Genomic DNA, 15,579 nt, shown 5'->3' on the forward strand with positions numbered 1-15,579 from the left:
CCATGTTGGATTCGATAAAAGACTTTGCCGCCGATTTCTTCGTCACCGGCGATCCGCTCATCTATGGCGCGGATGTATCCATCGCTCTCGTCAGCATTGCCATCGTGTTCGTCCTGACCTACTTCAAGAAGTGGAAATGGCTCTGGCGCGAATGGCTGACGACGGTCGACCATAAGAAAATCGGCATCATGTACCTGATCGCCTCATTGCTCATGCTGTTCCGCGGCGGCGTCGACGCCTTGCTCATGCGGACGCAGCTGGCGCTCCCGAACGTGGAGTTCCTGCAGGCGGACCACTATAACGCCATCTTCACCACGCACGGCACGATCATGATCCTATTCATGGCGATGCCGATGATGTTCGCTCTCTTCAACATGGTCGTGCCTCTGCAGATCGGAGCCCGCGACGTCGCGTTCCCGTTCCTGAACGCGCTCAGCTTCTGGCTGTTCCTGATGGGAGCGATGCTGCTGAACGTATCGTTCGTCATCGGCGGCTCTCCCGATGCGGGCTGGCTCAGCTATCCGCCTCTGTCGGAGCTATCGGGCAGTCCCGGCGTCGGCCAGGACTTCTATATCTGGGGCATCCAGATTTCCGGTATCGGCTCCCTCGCCACCGGCATCAACTTTATCGTCACGATTCTGAAAATGCGCGCGCCAGGCATGAAGCTGATGAAAATGCCGCTGTTCTCCTGGTCGGTGCTTTCGGCGTGCATCACCATTCTGTTCGCCTTCCCGATCCTGACGATCACGCTGGCGCTGCTGTTCCTGGACCGCTATTTCGGGGCCCACTTCTTCACGCTTGACGGCGGCGGCATGTCGATGATGTATGTCAACCTGATCTGGATGTGGGGTCACCCCGAGGTGTATATCGTCGTGCTTCCCGCCTTCGGCATCTTCTCGGAGATCGTGGCCACCTTCTCGAAGAAGACGATATTCGGCTACAAGTCGATGGTCTTCGCGATGATGGTCATCAGCGTCCTGTCCTTCTTCACCTGGGTCCATCACTTCTTCACCATGGGCTCGAGCGCGGACGTCAACTCGTTCTTCGCGATCACAACGATGGCGATAGCCATCCCGACCGGGGTCAAGGTGTTCAACTGGCTCTTCACCATGTTCCGAGGGAGAATCAGCTTCCAGAGCCCGATGCTCTGGACGATGGGCTTCATTCCTTGCTTCCTGGTCGGGGGAGCGACGGGCGTCATGCTCGCCGTCGCACCGGCGGATTTCCAGTACCACAACAGCTACTTCCTGATCGCCCACTTCCACCAGGTGCTCATCGGCGGCGTCGTGTTCGGCTACCTCGCCGGCATCTACTACTGGTGGCCGAAGCTGTTCGGCTTCAAGCTCGACGAGAAGCGCGGACGCTGGGCGTTCTGGACCTGGAACATCGGCTTCTACGTCTGCTTCTTCCCGCAGTATTTCCTCGGCCTTGACGGCATGACGCGCCGCGTCTACACGTACGGCTGGGACCGCGGCTGGGCTGCGCTCAACTTCACGAGCACGATCGGCGCCTTCATGATGGGCATCGGCTTCCTGTTCCAGGTATGGCAGATTGCTTACAGCGTCCGCAAGGGCGAACGGGCGACCGGCGATGCGTGGGGCGGCAACGGCAGAACGCTGGAATGGTCGATTCCATCTCCGCCTCCGGTATACAACTTCGCGGTTGTGCCTCAGGTGAAGCATGCCGACGACTGGTTCCATGTCAAGGAAGACAAGGCGAAAGGAATCGAGCGTCCGAAGCAGCAGCTGGAGCCGATCCATATGCCGAAGAACTCCGCCATTCCATTCGTCATGGCAAGCTTCTTCTTCCTCGTGGGCTTCGGCTTCACGTTCCATTGGACCTGGATGATCATCGTCGGCGCGCTGGGCGTCTTCGGAAGCCTGTTCGCACGTTCCTTCAGCTACGATGTGGATTATTATATTCCGGTCGATGAAGTCATCGAGACGGAACGGAAATTAGGGAGGTCGTACTAATGCAGCAGCATATCGTCTCTCCTGAGGTCCACGAGCATCATACCCAGGAACAGGAGTCGCTCAAGACAGCGGGCTTCTGGCTGTTCCTGGTATCCGATACTCTGCTGTTCGGCACCTTGTTCGCGACTTATGTCGTCCTGGTCGGCCATACGAACGGCGGACCTTCGGGCAAGGAGCTCTTCGAGATTCCGGGATTCGTCGCCTCGACGTTCCTCCTGCTGACGTCCAGCTTCACGAGCGGCCTGGCCGTTCTCCAGATGCAGGCCAAAAAGCTGAGCGGCATGATTTTCTGGCTGATCATGACGCTCCTGCTCGGAGCGGCGTTCCTTTACCTCGAGGTCACGGAGTTCGTGAACCTCGTCCATGAAGGAGCGAACATCGGCACGAGCGCGTTCCTGTCGGCCTTCTTCACCCTGGTCGGCACCCACGGAATCCACGTCACCGTCGGCATCTTCTGGTGCATCGGCCTGATCTTCCAGCTGCGCAAGCACGGAATCACAACGGTAACCAAGCGCAAGATCTCGAATTTCAGCCTGTACTGGCATTTTCTCGACGTGATCTGGATCTTCCTGTTCTCCGTCGTTTACCTCATGGGGGTGATGTAGATGAGCCAGCATTCCGATTCCCACGGCCATGGACATGGCCATCACGAAGAGCATAATCACGGGTCGCTCAAGTCCTATACGATCGGATTCATCATCTCGATCGTTCTGACTGTCATCCCGATGCTCGTCGTATTCAACGGCCTGATGTCCCGGACGGGGACACTGCTCGTCATCCTCGTCACAGCGATCCTGCAGCTTCTCGTCCAGCTTTTCTTCTTCATGCATATCAACGAAGGCGAGAAGCCTCGGTACAACGTCATGGCGCTGGTCCTCGGCTTCGTCATCGTCATCACGATCGTTGCCGGCTCCGTATGGATCATGTCTTTCAACTCGGTCGTCCAATAAGCGTCATTCCTATCCCCGCCTCCAATCAGGAGCGGGGATATTTTCTTTTCAAGCGGTTGGAACCGACTTGACATGGCCAAGGCAGGTTGGTCTTATTTGGCGTTACCGCTGGAGATGGACAGTAAGATGTGGTAAGCTGTCAACTAAAGGAAACACGGAAGAAAGGCAGGGGCGAACCGAGCATAGTCGCAGCGCCATTGCCGCATCTTAAGGGAAAGGGTACGTTCCATATGAAACGAAAATTTTCGGATCGGGCCAACTGGCGGCGTATCCTGCGCAAAAGCTACACATGCCTGACGCTTGACGGAGAGGATTTCAGAGGGCTGGTCACGTTTTACCGGATTCACGACCTCCGGGAACCGCTCTGGAAGGAGTACAACGGACGGAGGCTCTGCCTGGCCGACCGGGGCTATCTTTGGATGCAGCATTTTCCCCGCGGCGAGCATTTCGTCGTCACGACCATGTTCGACGACAAGGGCAAGGTCGTGCAGTGGTACATCGACATCTGCAAGACGCAAGGCCTAACGGACCAGCAGGTTCCCTGGTTCGACGATCTTTATCTGGATATCGTCGTGCTTCCTACGGGAGAAGTGTTCCTGATGGACGAGGATGAGCTGGAGGATGCGATCCGCGACGGCGATGTGACGCGCAAGGAAGCGGCGATGGCGCGCAAGACGGCGGGAAGGCTGCTTGCCGCCATCAAGAACGGCCGCTTCCGCTACTTTACGCTCAGCCTGCGCCACCGCAAGACGCTGGCCGAACGGATGGGCGAGGTCAGCGAATCATGAAGGCGGCAGAGGCGGGTACGAACAAGCCGAAGCCGACAAAAAAGACCGGGGCGGCGAAGAAGCCTGCCGCCCGGCGCAAAAAAAACCGACATGGCGGCCTGCTGGGCCGCCTTGTGCGCGCTTGCCTGCTTGTCGGGGCTCTCGGTGTATTTGCGGCGGGGTACCTGTTCTGGCAGATCACGCATTATTCTCCACCCAATCCGGTGCCGCAGCGGCAGGCCGGAATCGTGCTCGGAGCCGCTCTCTGGAACGATGCGCCGAGCCCTGGACTGAAGGAAAGGCTGGATCAGGCGCTGAAGCTGTACCAAGCCGGGAGAGTGGAGAAGCTGATCGTCTCCGGAGGGCTGGATCGCAACGGTTCCAAGCTGACGGAAGCACAGGGGATGAGGGTCTACCTCGTTTCGCGCGGCGTGCCCAAGGAAGCCGTCATTCTCGAGAACCGGGCGACAAGCACCTACGAGAACCTGGTGTTCAGCCGGGAAGCCGGCGAGGCCGCCGGCATCAAGTCCTATCTCATCATTACGCATGAGTATCATGCCTCCAGGGCGCTCGACATGGCGCGCTTCCTCGGATTTCCCGATCCGGTCGTGAGCTCCGTCAAATCCAAAGTGCTCAACGCGGCAGCCAACGAGACCCGGGAGACGCTCGCTTACGGCAAGTGGCAGCTGGACAAGCTGCTCATGCTGGTCGGTCTCAAGCCGGTATGAAGTCCGTCCGCATCCGGTCAAGGTCCGATCTGAAGTCTGTCTGATTCTGTTAATATGGCTCTGCTGTCCCGAATACAATTGGTAGAGCCATTCAATTGCAGGAAGGACAGGTGATGCCGCGGATGAACGGACACGCCGCTTCGGGACATCAGGGCGCTAGGCCCTCCCGCCAAATAAATGTCGTGCTGCGAAGCCATGAGACGTACGGTCTCGGAGCATCCTCTGCAGCCGCCCAGCAGCAGGTCGATTATCCCGAGCCTGCGGGGGCGGCCAGGCAGGCCCCCGCTGCCGATCCATATGCCGAGATCCAAAAGGAAATGGAGCATATGGTCGGCATGGAAGGGGTCAAATCGCTGATCTATGAAATCTATGCCTTGCTTCTGATCAGCCAGATGCGCTCGGAAGCCGGGCTCTCTGGCGGAGCGCAAGTCTATCATATGATATTCAAGGGCAATCCCGGCACCGGAAAGACGACGATCGCCCGCATCGTCGCCAAGCTGTTCCAGAAGATGGGCCTGCTGTCCAAGGGACATCTGATCGAGGTCGAGCGGGCGGATCTGGTCGGCGAATATATCGGGCATACCGCTCAGAAAACCCGCGACCTCGTGAAGAAGGCGCTGGGAGGCGTCCTGTTCGTCGATGAAGCCTACAGCCTGGCAAGAGGCGGGGAGAAGGACTTCGGCAAGGAAGCGATCGATACGCTCGTCAAGGCGATGGAGGATTACCGCAGCCAGTTCGTCCTCATTCTGGCCGGCTACCCGCTCGAGATCGAGCATTTTCTCCTGACGAATCCCGGCCTGCCTTCGAGATTTCCGATCCAGATCGACTTTCCGGACTATTCGGTGGACCAGCTCATTCAGATCGCGGAGCTGATGGCCAAGGACCGGGACTATTCCTTGCTCCCGCAGACCGTCTTCAAGCTGAGGAGCCACCTGATGCAGGAAAAGACCGCTACGCTCTATTCCTTCAGCAATGCCCGTTATGTCCGCAATCTCATCGAAAAATCCATCCGCCACCAGGCCGTCAGGCTCCTCAACCAATATGCGTCGGCCAGTCCCGGCAGGCAGGAGCTCATGAGCATCCGTCCGGAGGACATGCGCTGGGAGGGGAAGGGCAAGGTGCCTGGTGAGCTCGGATAGGGCGAAAGGAGCTTCGCGAAGTTTGGATACGACTACCTATAGAACGGATCACGGCATGCCCGACAGGGCCGTTCTCGTCAGCCTGGTCACCCAGGAGGCGAAGCGCGGCCCTTCGGATCCGGAGCATTCGCTCGAAGAGCTCGCCAACCTGGCCGATACGGCCGGCGTCGAGGTGCTCGCCACCGTCATACAGAACAAGGAAGCGCCGGATCCCAAATGGCTCGTCGGCAAAGGCAAGGTCGAGGAGATCCGCGCCGTCAAGGAGGAGCTCGGCGCGACGACGATCATTTTCGACCAGGAGCTGTCGGGAGCGCAGGTGCGCAATCTCGAGGAATCGCTCGATGCCAAGATCATCGATCGGACCCAGCTTATTCTCGATATATTCGCCGGAAGGGCGAAAACCCGGGAAGGCATCATCCAGGTCGAGCTCGCCCAGCTGAGCTACCTGCTGCCGCGCCTGTCGGGACACGGCAAGAATCTGTCCCGCCTCGGCGGCGGAATCGGCACGCGCGGGCCGGGAGAGAGCAAGCTGGAGACCGACCGGAGGCATATCCGGGGACGCATCTCCGATCTCAAGGCCCATCTGCGGGAGCTGACGCGCACCCGCGAGCTTCACCGGGAGCGACGGCGCAAGACGGGCGTGACCCAAGTCGCGCTTGTCGGATATACGAACGCAGGCAAGTCGACGCTGATGAATGAGCTCACGCTCGCCGACGTGCTGGTCGAGAACCGGCTGTTCGCGACGCTGGACCCGACCTCCCGGGTTCTGGCGCTGCCAAGCGGCAATGAAGTCGTGCTCACGGATACGGTCGGCTTCATCCAGAACCTGCCCCATGATCTCGTGGCCGCCTTCCGCGCCACCTTGGAGGAAGTCGCGGAGGCGGACCTGATCCTGCATGTCGTGGACAGCTCGTCTCCGATGCGGCGCGAGCAGATGCGCGTCGTCGAGGAGCTGCTCCAGCAGCTCGGGGCATCGGACAAGCCGCTCCTGCTCGTGTATAATAAGAAGGATCTGGTCGGAGGAGCGCTCAGAAGCCTGCTTCCGTCCAGCGGTCCTCGGCAGCTGCTCATCAGCGCCTACGACGCAGAAGACCGGAGCCGCCTGCTGCAGGCGATCCAGGACGAGCTTTCGGGGGAGACCCGGTCGTTTGCCCTGCCGGCCGACCGCGGGGACCTGATCGCGCTTGCCTACCGTTGCGGCGAGGTACTGGAGCGGGAAGCGGACGGCGACGTCCTATGGCTGACGGTGGAGCTCAACCGCGCGGATTACGAAGTGAACGGACATAAGCTGGAGCCATACCGCCAGTCGCGGACCAGCGCCGGAATTACGACACAGCAAGGAGACTGAATACAAGTTGGACAAGCTCATGAAGCTTGCGCAGGCGGCAGAGGCGAAGGTTCAATCCCGGTTCGCGGAATTGGATCTCGTCGCCGAGCGCAATCAGTGGAAAGTCATCGAAGCGTTTCAGAAGCATAAGGTCAGCGATTTTCATTTCAACGGATCTACCGGATACGGCTACAACGATCGGGGGCGCGAGGTGCTCGATCTCGTCTATGCCGACGTCTTCCGGTCCGAGGCCGCTCTCGTGCGGCCTCATTTTGCGTCCGGGACGCATACGATCAGCACGGCGCTGTTCGGACTGCTCCGTCCCGGGGACGAGCTGCTGTACATGACGGGGCGCCCTTACGACACCCTGCACAAGGTCATCGGCAAGCCCGGAGACGGCACTGGCTCCCTCCAGGATTGGGGAATCCTCTATAAGGAGGCGGCGCTGGCGCCGGATGGCGGCGTCGATTGGGAAGCGGTCGAGACGCTCATCACGGAGCGGACCCGCGTCATCGGCATACAGCGCTCGAGGGGCTACGACTGGAGAGCTTCGTTCACCGTCGCTCAGATCGGAGAGATGGTCCGCCGAGTAAAATCCATCAAGCCGGATGTGCTCGTGTTCGTCGACAATTGCTACGGCGAGTTCACGGAATTGTCGGAACCGACCGAGATCGGAGCCGATCTCATCGCAGGATCGCTCATCAAGAATCCCGGCGGCGGACTTGCCGCGACAGGCGGATACATAGCGGGCAAGGCCGATGCCGTCCAGGCGGCCGCCTACCGGCTTACGGCGCCAGGCATCGGCTCCGAGGTCGGAGCGATGCTGGATACGCTGCGCGGCATTTATCAAGGACTGTTTCTGGCGCCGCATCTCGTCGGACAGGCATTGAAGGGCAGCGTGCTGTCGGCGGCGATGTTCGAGGAGCTCGGGTTCGAAACGTCCCCGGCCTGGAACGATCCGCGCACGGACCTGATTCAGGCGATCCGATTCGGCTCGCCCGACGCTCTCACGGCTTTCGTGCAAGGCATTCAGGCGGCGGCGGCTGTCGACTCGCATGTCGTGCCGGAGGCATGGGACATGCCGGGGTACGAGCATCCGGTCATCATGGCGGCCGGAGCGTTCATCCAGGGAGGCAGCCTGGAGCTGTCTGCCGACGCGCCCATCCGCGAGCCCTATATCGCTTATATGCAGGGTGGATTGACCTATTCCCATGTCAAGTACGCTTTGCTGCAGTCGCTTCAAAGACTGGAGCAGCAGGGTATTATTGTTAGTTAAACTTACACAAGAACCTAACATGACTTGACACCTTTATGTCGCGCGATTACAATAGGTTCATAACTTATCGCGATTGGAAGGTTGATGTGAACATGGCTGACGATATACGCCGCAATATGGCTTTGTTTCCGATCGGAATCGTGATGAAGCTCACGGACCTGACCGCACGCCAAATCCGCTATTACGAGCAGCATGAATTGATTGTCCCGGCGCGCACCTCGGGCAACCAAAGGCTGTTTTCCTTTAACGACGCGGAAAGGCTGCTGGAGATCAAATCCCTTATCGAGAAGGGAGTCAACATCGCCGGAATCAAGCAGGTGATGAACCCGGTCTCCAAGGAATCCGAGGATGCGACCATCATGACGGAGATATCCGAAGTGAAGCGCCGAGAGCTCAGCGATTCCCAGCTCCGCCTGCTCCTGAAGCAGCAGCTGCAAGAGAAGCGCCCCGGCAAGGCTTCGCTTATCCAAGGCCAGCTGAGCCGCTTTTTCCCGAACAAACGCTAACTTTAACCTATTTTATGATGTGAGGAGTAGATACGGTGAGTTACAACAAAGAAGATATCAAGCGCATCGCCAAGGAACAGAACGTCAGGTTCATCCGTCTCCAATTCACGGATCTGCTGGGCACGATCAAGAACGTCGAGATCCCGGTCAGCCAGCTCGAGAAAGCCCTCGACAACAAAATGATGTTCGACGGCTCCTCGATCGAAGGTTATGTCCGCATCGAGGAATCCGATATGTACCTGTATCCCGACCTCAGCACATGGGTCGTATTCCCGTGGGTTACGCAGGACCGCGTCGCCCGCCTGATCTGCGACATCTACATGCCGGACGGCACGCCGTTCGCCGGCGATCCGCGCGGCATCCTGAAGCGCGTGCTCAAGGAAGCCGAGGAGATGGGCTTCTCCGCGATGAACGTCGGCCCCGAGCCTGAGTTCTTCCTGTTCAAGACGAACGAGAAGGGCGAGCCGACGACCGAGCTCAACGACCAGGGCGGTTATTTCGATCTGGCGCCGATGGACCTTGGCGAGAACTGCCGCCGCGAAATCGTGCTGACGCTCGAGGAGATGGACTTCGAGATCGAGGCTTCCCATCACGAGGTCGCTCCCGGGCAGCATGAGATCGACTTCAAATACGCGGACGCCATTAAAGCGGCCGATCAGATCCAGACCTTCAAGCTCGTCGTCAAGACTGTCGCGCGCCAGCACGGCCTGCACGCGACCTTCATGCCGAAGCCGCTGTTCGGAGTCAATGGTTCCGGCATGCACTGCCATCAATCGCTGTTCCGCGGCGGAGAGAACGCCTTCTATGACGAGGACGACCAGCTCGGACTCAGCCCGACAGCGCGTTATTACATGGCCGGCCTTCTGCGCCATGCCCGCGCGATGACCGCCATCACCAATCCGACCGTCAACAGCTACAAGCGTCTGGTGCCGGGCTACGAGGCGCCTAGCTACGTCGCCTGGTCGGCGAGCAACCGCAGCCCGATGATCCGCATTCCGGCTTCCCGCGGCCTCAGCACCCGGGTCGAAGTGCGGAATCCGGATCCGGCCGCGAATCCGTACCTGGCTCTGGCCGTCATGCTGAAGGCCGGCCTGGACGGCATCAAGAACAAGCTGCCGCTTCCGGCTCCGATCGACCGCAACATCTACGTCATGACAGACGAAGAGCGGCTGGAGGACGGCATTCCGAGCTTGCCGGAGGATCTTCGCGAAGCTCTGAACGAGCTGCTGCGCAGCGAGATCATTACAGAAGCTCTCGGCGACCACGCCTTGGCGCATTTCTACGAGCTCAAGGAAATCGAATGGGACATGTACAAAACGCAAGTGCATGAGTGGGAACGCGATCAGTACCTGACTCTGTACTAAGACGGGAACGCGTTATCGCTAGAAGGCGCCAAAGGCGCAACGAAGGCCAACTGCTGCGGCGGCAATGACGCCGTCCAAGCTGCCTATGTGCTCCATGAGCGCATCGTTGCGGCCGAGGTGTCCATGCGGCCGGATTCTCCATGCAAAATCAAAAGCCCGCCGACCTAATGGTCGGCGGGCTTTGTCGTTTCGTATCCATGGCTGCAACCATCAAGCGGGGAATACGAAGCATAGGATCCCCGTTCCTCTATGGCCTCTGCCGGGATGCCTTTTCGTAAGCTTCATCCGATACGGGCTCCAGCCATTCCGGCTTGCCGGCCGTAATGGCAAGGTGCTCGAACCAGCTGTCTTTGGCAGCGCCGTGCCAATGTTTTACGCCATCATGAGTAACGACGACATCGCCGGCTTTCAGCCGTTGAGCGGGCTTCCCTTCTTCCTGGTACCAGCCTTCGCCCCCCGTAACGAGCAGAAGCTGAAATCCATCGCGGTGGATATGCCAGTTGTTCCGGCATCCGGGTTCAAAGGTGACGTTGCCTACGCCGACATTCACTTTAGGATCGGCAACCAAGGTTTTGAGATAGCTTTGGCCTATGAAATAGTTTGCATAGGCTTCATTTTTCTCTCCGGCGGGAAAGATGACTCCATGTCTTATTTCTTCGTATTTTGCCGTCATTGGTATCGATGTCTCCTCTGTTCAGATGATTTTCATTCCCTTGCTCATAGGATAGAGATGTGGACAACCCGCGATAAGCATCGATCTGCTTCTGGAGCTCATTCACCTTTTGCTCAATAGCAGCGACGGCATCCGCGCCGGCAATCCAGCGCAGCGGAGGCTGCTTCTCGCCGGCGATGGTCAGCAGCGCATGGGCAAGCTTTGAAGGATCACCGCTTTGTTTCCCGTTCATTGCTTCCCATCCGGAGCGTGTTGCGGCTGTGCGGCTGGCGTAATCGTCAATGCTCAGCTCGGCCCAAATGGTCGACTCCGGCTCAAGCAGCTCGGTCCGGAAGAAGCCGGGCTCGACAATGGTGGTGTGGATTCCGAATGGAGCGACGTCCAGCTGGAGAGATTCCATCCAGCCCTCAAGACCGAATTTCGAAGCCGAATACGCCACGCAAAAGTCTTGGCCGACGATGCCGGCGAGCGAAGAGATTGAAATAATATGTCCAGAGCGAGCTTTGCGCATGACGGGAAGAACGGCTCTCGTGACATTCATCGGTCCGATGAGGTTGGTGTCGAGCTGCTTCTGGATTTGCGTCGGGGCCAGCTCTTCAAAGAAGCCTGCATAAAAGCTGGCCGCATTATTGACGAGGACATCGATCGTGCCAAAACGCTCAACGGCTGCCTGGACGGCTGAGTTGGCTTCCTCAAGGCTGGTAACATCCAATCTGACAACGAGCAGATTGCCGTCATCTCCGATTGCTTGCTTGACTCTTTCTGTATCGCGTCCGGAAGCGATGACTTTATGTCCCGCTGCCAAGGCTGCCTTTGCAATATCAACCCCCATACCGCGTCCTGCACCTGTAATAAACCATACTTTTTGTTTCGACATACCGACTGCCTCCTGGTCTAGTTTATTGTGTAAGCTGGTATAGCCAATGGAGCAATAAACGGCATTATAGTGCGATATCGCACATATGTGTATAATATAAGATGGCGGCTGACTGTCTGCAAGGATCAATCTGGAGGCGTTTGCGCCTTATTGCACAAGGCGATGTGAATGGTGCGATAAATTCAAAGAAAAGTATGGTGATGGCTAAAGTGTCGACCGTGGACAGAAGAATACTAAAGTCTAAAGAGGCCATCAAGAATGCTTTCATTCAGCTTCTTTCCGAGAAAAGCTTCGATGAGATCACCATGCAAGATCTTTCTGACCGGGCCAACGTCGGCCGCAGAACGATCTATCATCATTATGTGGACAAATACGACTTGCTGGACCAGTTGATTGAAGAGCATATCGGCGAGCTGAGAAAGCTGTGCGCAGTCGGGTCCGATCTTTCATTTGCAGAAGGAAATTCACTTTGGTTCGATTATTTTGAACGGCACTATTCCTTCTTTTCCGCGATGCTGTCGAGCAAGGGAGCTCCTTTTTTTCGGAGCCGCTTCCATGATTTCGTCATCGAGGAACTGGAAAGCGAAGCGGATGCTGCGGCAGGGAGAAATGCCGGTCTGAGCAAAGAGGTGGTTCTGCAGTTTTTTGGTGCGGCTGTAGTCGGAATTGTGGAGTCATATTTCAAAGAAGAAATACCCGGTTCATCTCAAAGCATTGCCGAACAAGTAGGCCTGCTCTTGGACAGGAACCTATAGGCAGTCAGAGGCTGATGCGGTTGCCGGCGCTCGGAGCGCGAATGGGAACAACGATACAAGGAGACCTCGGATGCGTTCGGAAGCTGCCGGGATGGCAATGAACGCATACATGGCGTTGATGATCAGCCAAACCGTTCTAAAAGCAAGGCCTAAAAGAGGAACATTTTGTTTCCGCATTTCCCTTTTTTCCTGGGCTGAACGCCGATATAATACGGTAAACGGATTGGTTGGGGGAGAAAGCGAATGATGCGCATGACTGTGGACGACTTGAACGGACCTGAAATCCAGGCCTTGATCGGGGAACATCTCCAGGCGATGGCCGGCAATTCTCCGCCTGAAAGCATGCATGCCTTGGATCTCAGCGGTTTGAAAAAGCCGGAAATTACGTTCTGGAGCGTATGGGAAGGGGATGAGCTGCTCGGCTGCGGCGCTCTCAAGGAGCTGGACGACAGTCATGGCGAGCTCAAGTCCATGAGGACGGCTTCGAGGCATCTGAGGAAAGGGGTTGCGCGAAAGCTTCTTGAGCATATCATCGCGGAAGCGAAACGAAGGGGCTACGGGCGGATCAGCTTGGAGACGGGCTCCATGGCGGCTTTCATTCCAGCCCGGGATTTGTATGCCAGCTTTGGCTTCATGGAATGCGGACCGTTCGCCGAGTATGTGGAGGACCCGAACAGCGTATTCATGACAAAACCGTTATAAACGACATTTCCTGGTGCTTTGCTCTTGTTCAATATGCCTTTATCAGCGGCTGTCCTGTCGGACAAGCCGTTTTTTCTTGTTCTCAGACAATCTTAGAGGGGCATAGGCTCATACTCATAGGCATCTTGCCGGAGGATGTCGATCCTAATCCGGTCCACAGGGGGGAAGAGCGTGGCAAGACAATCAAAGCCGCGGGCTCGGGTGTCGGGAATCGTGCTCGCGCGGACGGCCTCCAGCATGCTGCCGCTGTACGCCAGGTTTGTTCGGAGCCGTCCGTTCGCCGAGGAATGGAGCGCGGCTGTGCGGGCAGCGGATCTCGATACGCTGTTGAAGCTGTTCAGGGAGGAGGTTCCGCTTGCGCCGGTCCATTCGTTCAGTACGAACGGCATCGGCTTTTTCGTGGACTTCAAATATCCGCCGCCTGTCCAGGCGTACACGAATGCGACGACCATTCCTCCCGGAACGGCGCAATTCGCTTTCTCGGCAGCCGTGCTCCGCAGGCTTTCGGCAGCCGTGCTGCCGCTCTACCGGAAGCTGGCCGGCAGCGGCGCCTTCGCCAGGGAGGCGGCGGTTCTGATTCGAAGCGGGCAGGAGGAAAGGTTCCGCCGATTGATCAGGCCCTATGTGCGAAGCCGGTACCTGGCCGGAATTCATCTTGAATCCTCGGGGTTCTACATGAGCTTCCAATATCCTGGCTCCAAGCATATTTACCTGAACGAATTTTTCCATGAGAAGTTCCGTTGACGTGGCGAGAAGCAGCGAATAACAGCGAAAAATAAGAACCTTTGAAAAACAAACGCGCACTCTGTCAGAGTGCGCGAATGACTGAATAAAGCGGAATATAGGGGGGTAATGGAAGGGACTTCCTATTCTCTGGAATGGGACAAGCCTCAGTGAAGATTGCGGAACAATCCGATAACCTTGCCGAGAATCGTCACATTCTTGAGCCGGATCGGCTCCATGGAGGCGTTCTCGGGCTGAAGCCGGATATGGTCGCGTTCCTTGTAGAATGTCTTGACGGTCGCTTCGTCATCTTCCGTCATGGCCACGACGATATCGCCGTTGCTGGCGGAAGGCTGCTGGCGGACGATGACGTAATCGCCATTATGTATGCCCGCCTCGATCATGCTCTCCCCGACGACACTCAGCATGAACACCTCGTGGTCGCCGACATAATCAGCCGGCAAAGGGAAGTACTCCTCGATGTTCTCGGTCGCCATGATCGGCACTCCGGCCGTCACCTTGCCGACGACGGGAACGCGGCTGATCGAGACGGGGAAGGGCAGCATGGCGGCATCGTCGCCGTCGAGGATCTCGATGGCGCGCGGCTTGGTAGGGTCGCGGCGGATCAGGCCCTTCTTCTCCAGGCGGTCCAGATGGCCATGCACCGTGGAGCTGGATGCCAGGCCTACCGCCTCGCCGATCTCACGTACTGAAGGTGGATAGCCTTTGTCCCGGACTTCGTTCTTGATGAAGTCAAGAATGGCCTGCTGGCGGTTGGACACTTTAGACATCGCAATCACTCCAAAACTAGAAATTAGTAGAAAGAAATATGTAGGGAAAGTATAGCACAGAACCCGAGTTCGTACAAACATAAGTTCGAGAAACAGCCGTTCGCATAGGGCGGGTGCGTTCTGCGAACATACGTTCCAAATAAGCGTTGACCAAAACAAATGTTCGTGTTATTCTGTGAATAAGAACAAACGTTTGGGGAGTGAACGGTCATGATGACTTTATCTGGATACAGCACGCCGGAGCGCGGCTCTGAGGCAACGGTCCGCAGGCAAGAGAAGAAGCAGGAACATATTTATCTCAAGGAATGCTTCCGTCCCGGAGCAGGCGCCGGCGACTCCAGATTCATCACCCGTTCCTCCTCCGTCTCGGCAAGGACAGCCGGAAGCAGCCGTCCGCGCCGAATGCTTCCTTATGCAGCGGCAGCGCTCCTGTTCCTTCTGGCCTTCTCCAGCTTCTGGGGATTTTCCGGAGCGAGCTCATCTCACATCACCCCCGCAGCGGAAGGCGAGCTTACCATTACGGTGACGAGCGGAGACACGCTCTGGTCCATCGCCGGGAATTCCGGCCTCTCCAACGACATCCGGCGCAGCGTCTTCATGATCAAGGAGCGCAACGGGCTGAAGGATTCCGATCTGCAGGCGGGACAGACCTTGATCATTCCCAAGCAATCTTGAACGGCTTCTATCGGAGCTTCGGCCTGCTTATGAGCGTCTAATTCCATCTACGCAGATATCAGCCCCGGCGGACATCGCCGGGGTTTTTTGGCTTTCTTGACAAGCTCTTCTCCGTAGTTCAAAGTTAGAAGGAAACGTCAAGGAACAGAGGTGAACGACTAGTGGATATCGATGCCTTGATCGCGAGGATCAACGAGCTTTCCCGCAAGCACAAATCTGTCGGGCTGACGCCTGAGGAAGTCATAGAACGGACGCAGCTCAGACAGCAGTATCTGGCCAACTTCAAGCGCAATTTCAAGCAGCAGCTGGACACCATTGAATGGGTGGATGACGAGAAAAAGGGAGGCCGATAA

Annotated in this window: 18 protein-coding genes; 15 read left to right on the forward strand and 3 right to left on the reverse strand. The window is 57.5% G+C overall.

Annotated elements, in window-relative coordinates:
* Positions 1-2 precede the first annotated feature (2 nt).
* The 10 genes from CIC07_RS11570 to glnA all read left to right on the forward strand — a co-directional run bounded on the left by CIC07_RS11570 (position 3) and on the right by glnA (position 10,030).
* On the forward strand, positions 3-1,973 hold the full coding sequence (locus tag CIC07_RS11570; protein WP_021879846.1) for a cbb3-type cytochrome c oxidase subunit I: 1,971 nt from the start codon (positions 3-5) through the stop codon (positions 1,971-1,973).
* Positions 1,973-2,578 carry a cytochrome o ubiquinol oxidase subunit III gene (gene cyoC / locus CIC07_RS11575; RefSeq protein WP_048745903.1) on the forward strand — a complete coding sequence of 202 codons (606 nt, stop codon included), beginning with the start codon at positions 1,973-1,975 and terminating at the stop codon, positions 2,576-2,578. Before CIC07_RS11570 ends, cyoC begins: the two co-directional genes overlap by 1 nt.
* Positions 2,579-2,923 carry a cytochrome o ubiquinol oxidase subunit IV gene (gene cyoD / locus CIC07_RS11580; RefSeq protein ID WP_076356158.1) on the forward strand — a complete coding sequence of 115 codons (345 nt, stop codon included), beginning with the start codon at positions 2,579-2,581 and terminating at the stop codon, positions 2,921-2,923.
* Between the two features lie 230 nt (positions 2,924-3,153).
* Positions 3,154-3,711, forward strand: coding sequence for a ribonuclease FAU-1 family protein (locus tag CIC07_RS11585; RefSeq protein ID WP_048745902.1), 558 nt, complete (start codon positions 3,154-3,156; stop codon positions 3,709-3,711).
* A complete protein-coding gene (locus CIC07_RS11590; protein WP_083687998.1) occupies positions 3,708-4,418 on the forward strand; it encodes a YdcF family protein in 711 nt (236 codons plus the stop codon). The genes CIC07_RS11585 and CIC07_RS11590 overlap by 4 nt, the downstream gene beginning before the upstream one ends.
* A 122-nt stretch (positions 4,419-4,540) precedes the next feature.
* Positions 4,541-5,557: an AAA family ATPase gene (locus CIC07_RS11595; RefSeq protein ID WP_076357034.1), complete on the forward strand. Its 1,017-nt coding sequence runs from the start codon at positions 4,541-4,543 to the stop codon at positions 5,555-5,557.
* A gap of 22 nt (positions 5,558-5,579) precedes the next feature.
* A complete protein-coding gene (gene hflX, locus CIC07_RS11600; RefSeq protein WP_175619167.1) occupies positions 5,580-6,905 on the forward strand; it encodes a GTPase HflX in 1,326 nt (441 codons plus the stop codon).
* 19 nt (positions 6,906-6,924) lie between these two features.
* The gene (locus tag CIC07_RS11605; RefSeq protein ID WP_076357030.1) at positions 6,925-8,160 is read left to right on the forward strand and encodes a methionine gamma-lyase family protein; all 1,236 of its coding nucleotides are present in this window, start codon (positions 6,925-6,927) and stop codon (positions 8,158-8,160) included.
* A 92-nt stretch (positions 8,161-8,252) separates the two neighbouring features.
* Positions 8,253-8,666: a MerR family transcriptional regulator gene (locus tag CIC07_RS11610; protein ID WP_094248022.1), complete on the forward strand. Its 414-nt coding sequence runs from the start codon at positions 8,253-8,255 to the stop codon at positions 8,664-8,666.
* Positions 8,667-8,701: 35 nt separating this feature from the next.
* The gene (glnA, locus tag CIC07_RS11615; RefSeq protein WP_076356156.1) at positions 8,702-10,030 is read left to right on the forward strand and encodes a type I glutamate--ammonia ligase; all 1,329 of its coding nucleotides are present in this window, start codon (positions 8,702-8,704) and stop codon (positions 10,028-10,030) included.
* Positions 10,031-10,277: 247 nt separating this feature from the next.
* Here the strand turns inward: glnA and CIC07_RS11620 are convergent, their stop codons facing one another.
* Together CIC07_RS11620 and CIC07_RS11625 are read right to left on the reverse strand one after the other, a co-directional pair.
* Positions 10,278-10,703, reverse strand: coding sequence for a cupin domain-containing protein (locus CIC07_RS11620; RefSeq protein WP_076356154.1), 426 nt, complete (start codon positions 10,701-10,703; stop codon positions 10,278-10,280).
* The gene (locus tag CIC07_RS11625) at positions 10,642-11,580 is read right to left on the reverse strand and encodes an SDR family NAD(P)-dependent oxidoreductase (RefSeq protein ID WP_094248023.1); all 939 of its coding nucleotides are present in this window, start codon (positions 11,578-11,580) and stop codon (positions 10,642-10,644) included. The genes CIC07_RS11620 and CIC07_RS11625 overlap by 62 nt, the downstream gene beginning before the upstream one ends.
* Positions 11,581-11,789: 209 nt before the next feature.
* Between CIC07_RS11625 and CIC07_RS11630 the strand changes: the two genes are divergently transcribed.
* The 3 genes from CIC07_RS11630 (at position 11,790) to CIC07_RS11640 (ending at position 13,781) form a co-directional block, all read left to right on the forward strand.
* Positions 11,790-12,335 (forward strand): TetR/AcrR family transcriptional regulator, encoded by a 546-nt coding sequence (locus tag CIC07_RS11630; RefSeq protein WP_076357028.1) that lies wholly within the window; start codon positions 11,790-11,792, stop codon positions 12,333-12,335.
* A gap of 246 nt (positions 12,336-12,581) precedes the next feature.
* Positions 12,582-13,037, forward strand: a complete 456-nt coding sequence (locus CIC07_RS11635; RefSeq protein ID WP_076357026.1) for a GNAT family N-acetyltransferase — start codon at positions 12,582-12,584, stop codon at positions 13,035-13,037.
* A 171-nt stretch (positions 13,038-13,208) separates the two neighbouring features.
* On the forward strand, positions 13,209-13,781 hold the full coding sequence (locus tag CIC07_RS11640; protein ID WP_139334419.1) for a hypothetical protein: 573 nt from the start codon (positions 13,209-13,211) through the stop codon (positions 13,779-13,781).
* 146 nt (positions 13,782-13,927) lie between these two features.
* Here CIC07_RS11640 and lexA read toward each other — a convergent pair whose 3' ends face one another.
* Positions 13,928-14,551, reverse strand: coding sequence for a transcriptional repressor LexA (gene lexA / locus CIC07_RS11645; protein ID WP_048745894.1), 624 nt, complete (start codon positions 14,549-14,551; stop codon positions 13,928-13,930).
* A 210-nt stretch (positions 14,552-14,761) separates the two neighbouring features.
* Between lexA and CIC07_RS11650 the strand changes: the two genes are divergently transcribed.
* Positions 14,762-15,226 (forward strand): LysM peptidoglycan-binding domain-containing protein, encoded by a 465-nt coding sequence (locus CIC07_RS11650; protein ID WP_094248024.1) that lies wholly within the window; start codon positions 14,762-14,764, stop codon positions 15,224-15,226.
* Positions 15,227-15,387: 161 nt separating this feature from the next.
* Complete coding sequence (locus CIC07_RS11655; RefSeq protein WP_076356144.1) at positions 15,388-15,579, forward strand: DUF896 domain-containing protein; 192 nt, start codon at positions 15,388-15,390, stop codon at positions 15,577-15,579.

This window comes from Paenibacillus sp. RUD330, from assembly GCF_002243345.2.
Lineage (GTDB): Bacteria > Bacillota > Bacilli > Paenibacillales > Paenibacillaceae > Paenibacillus_O.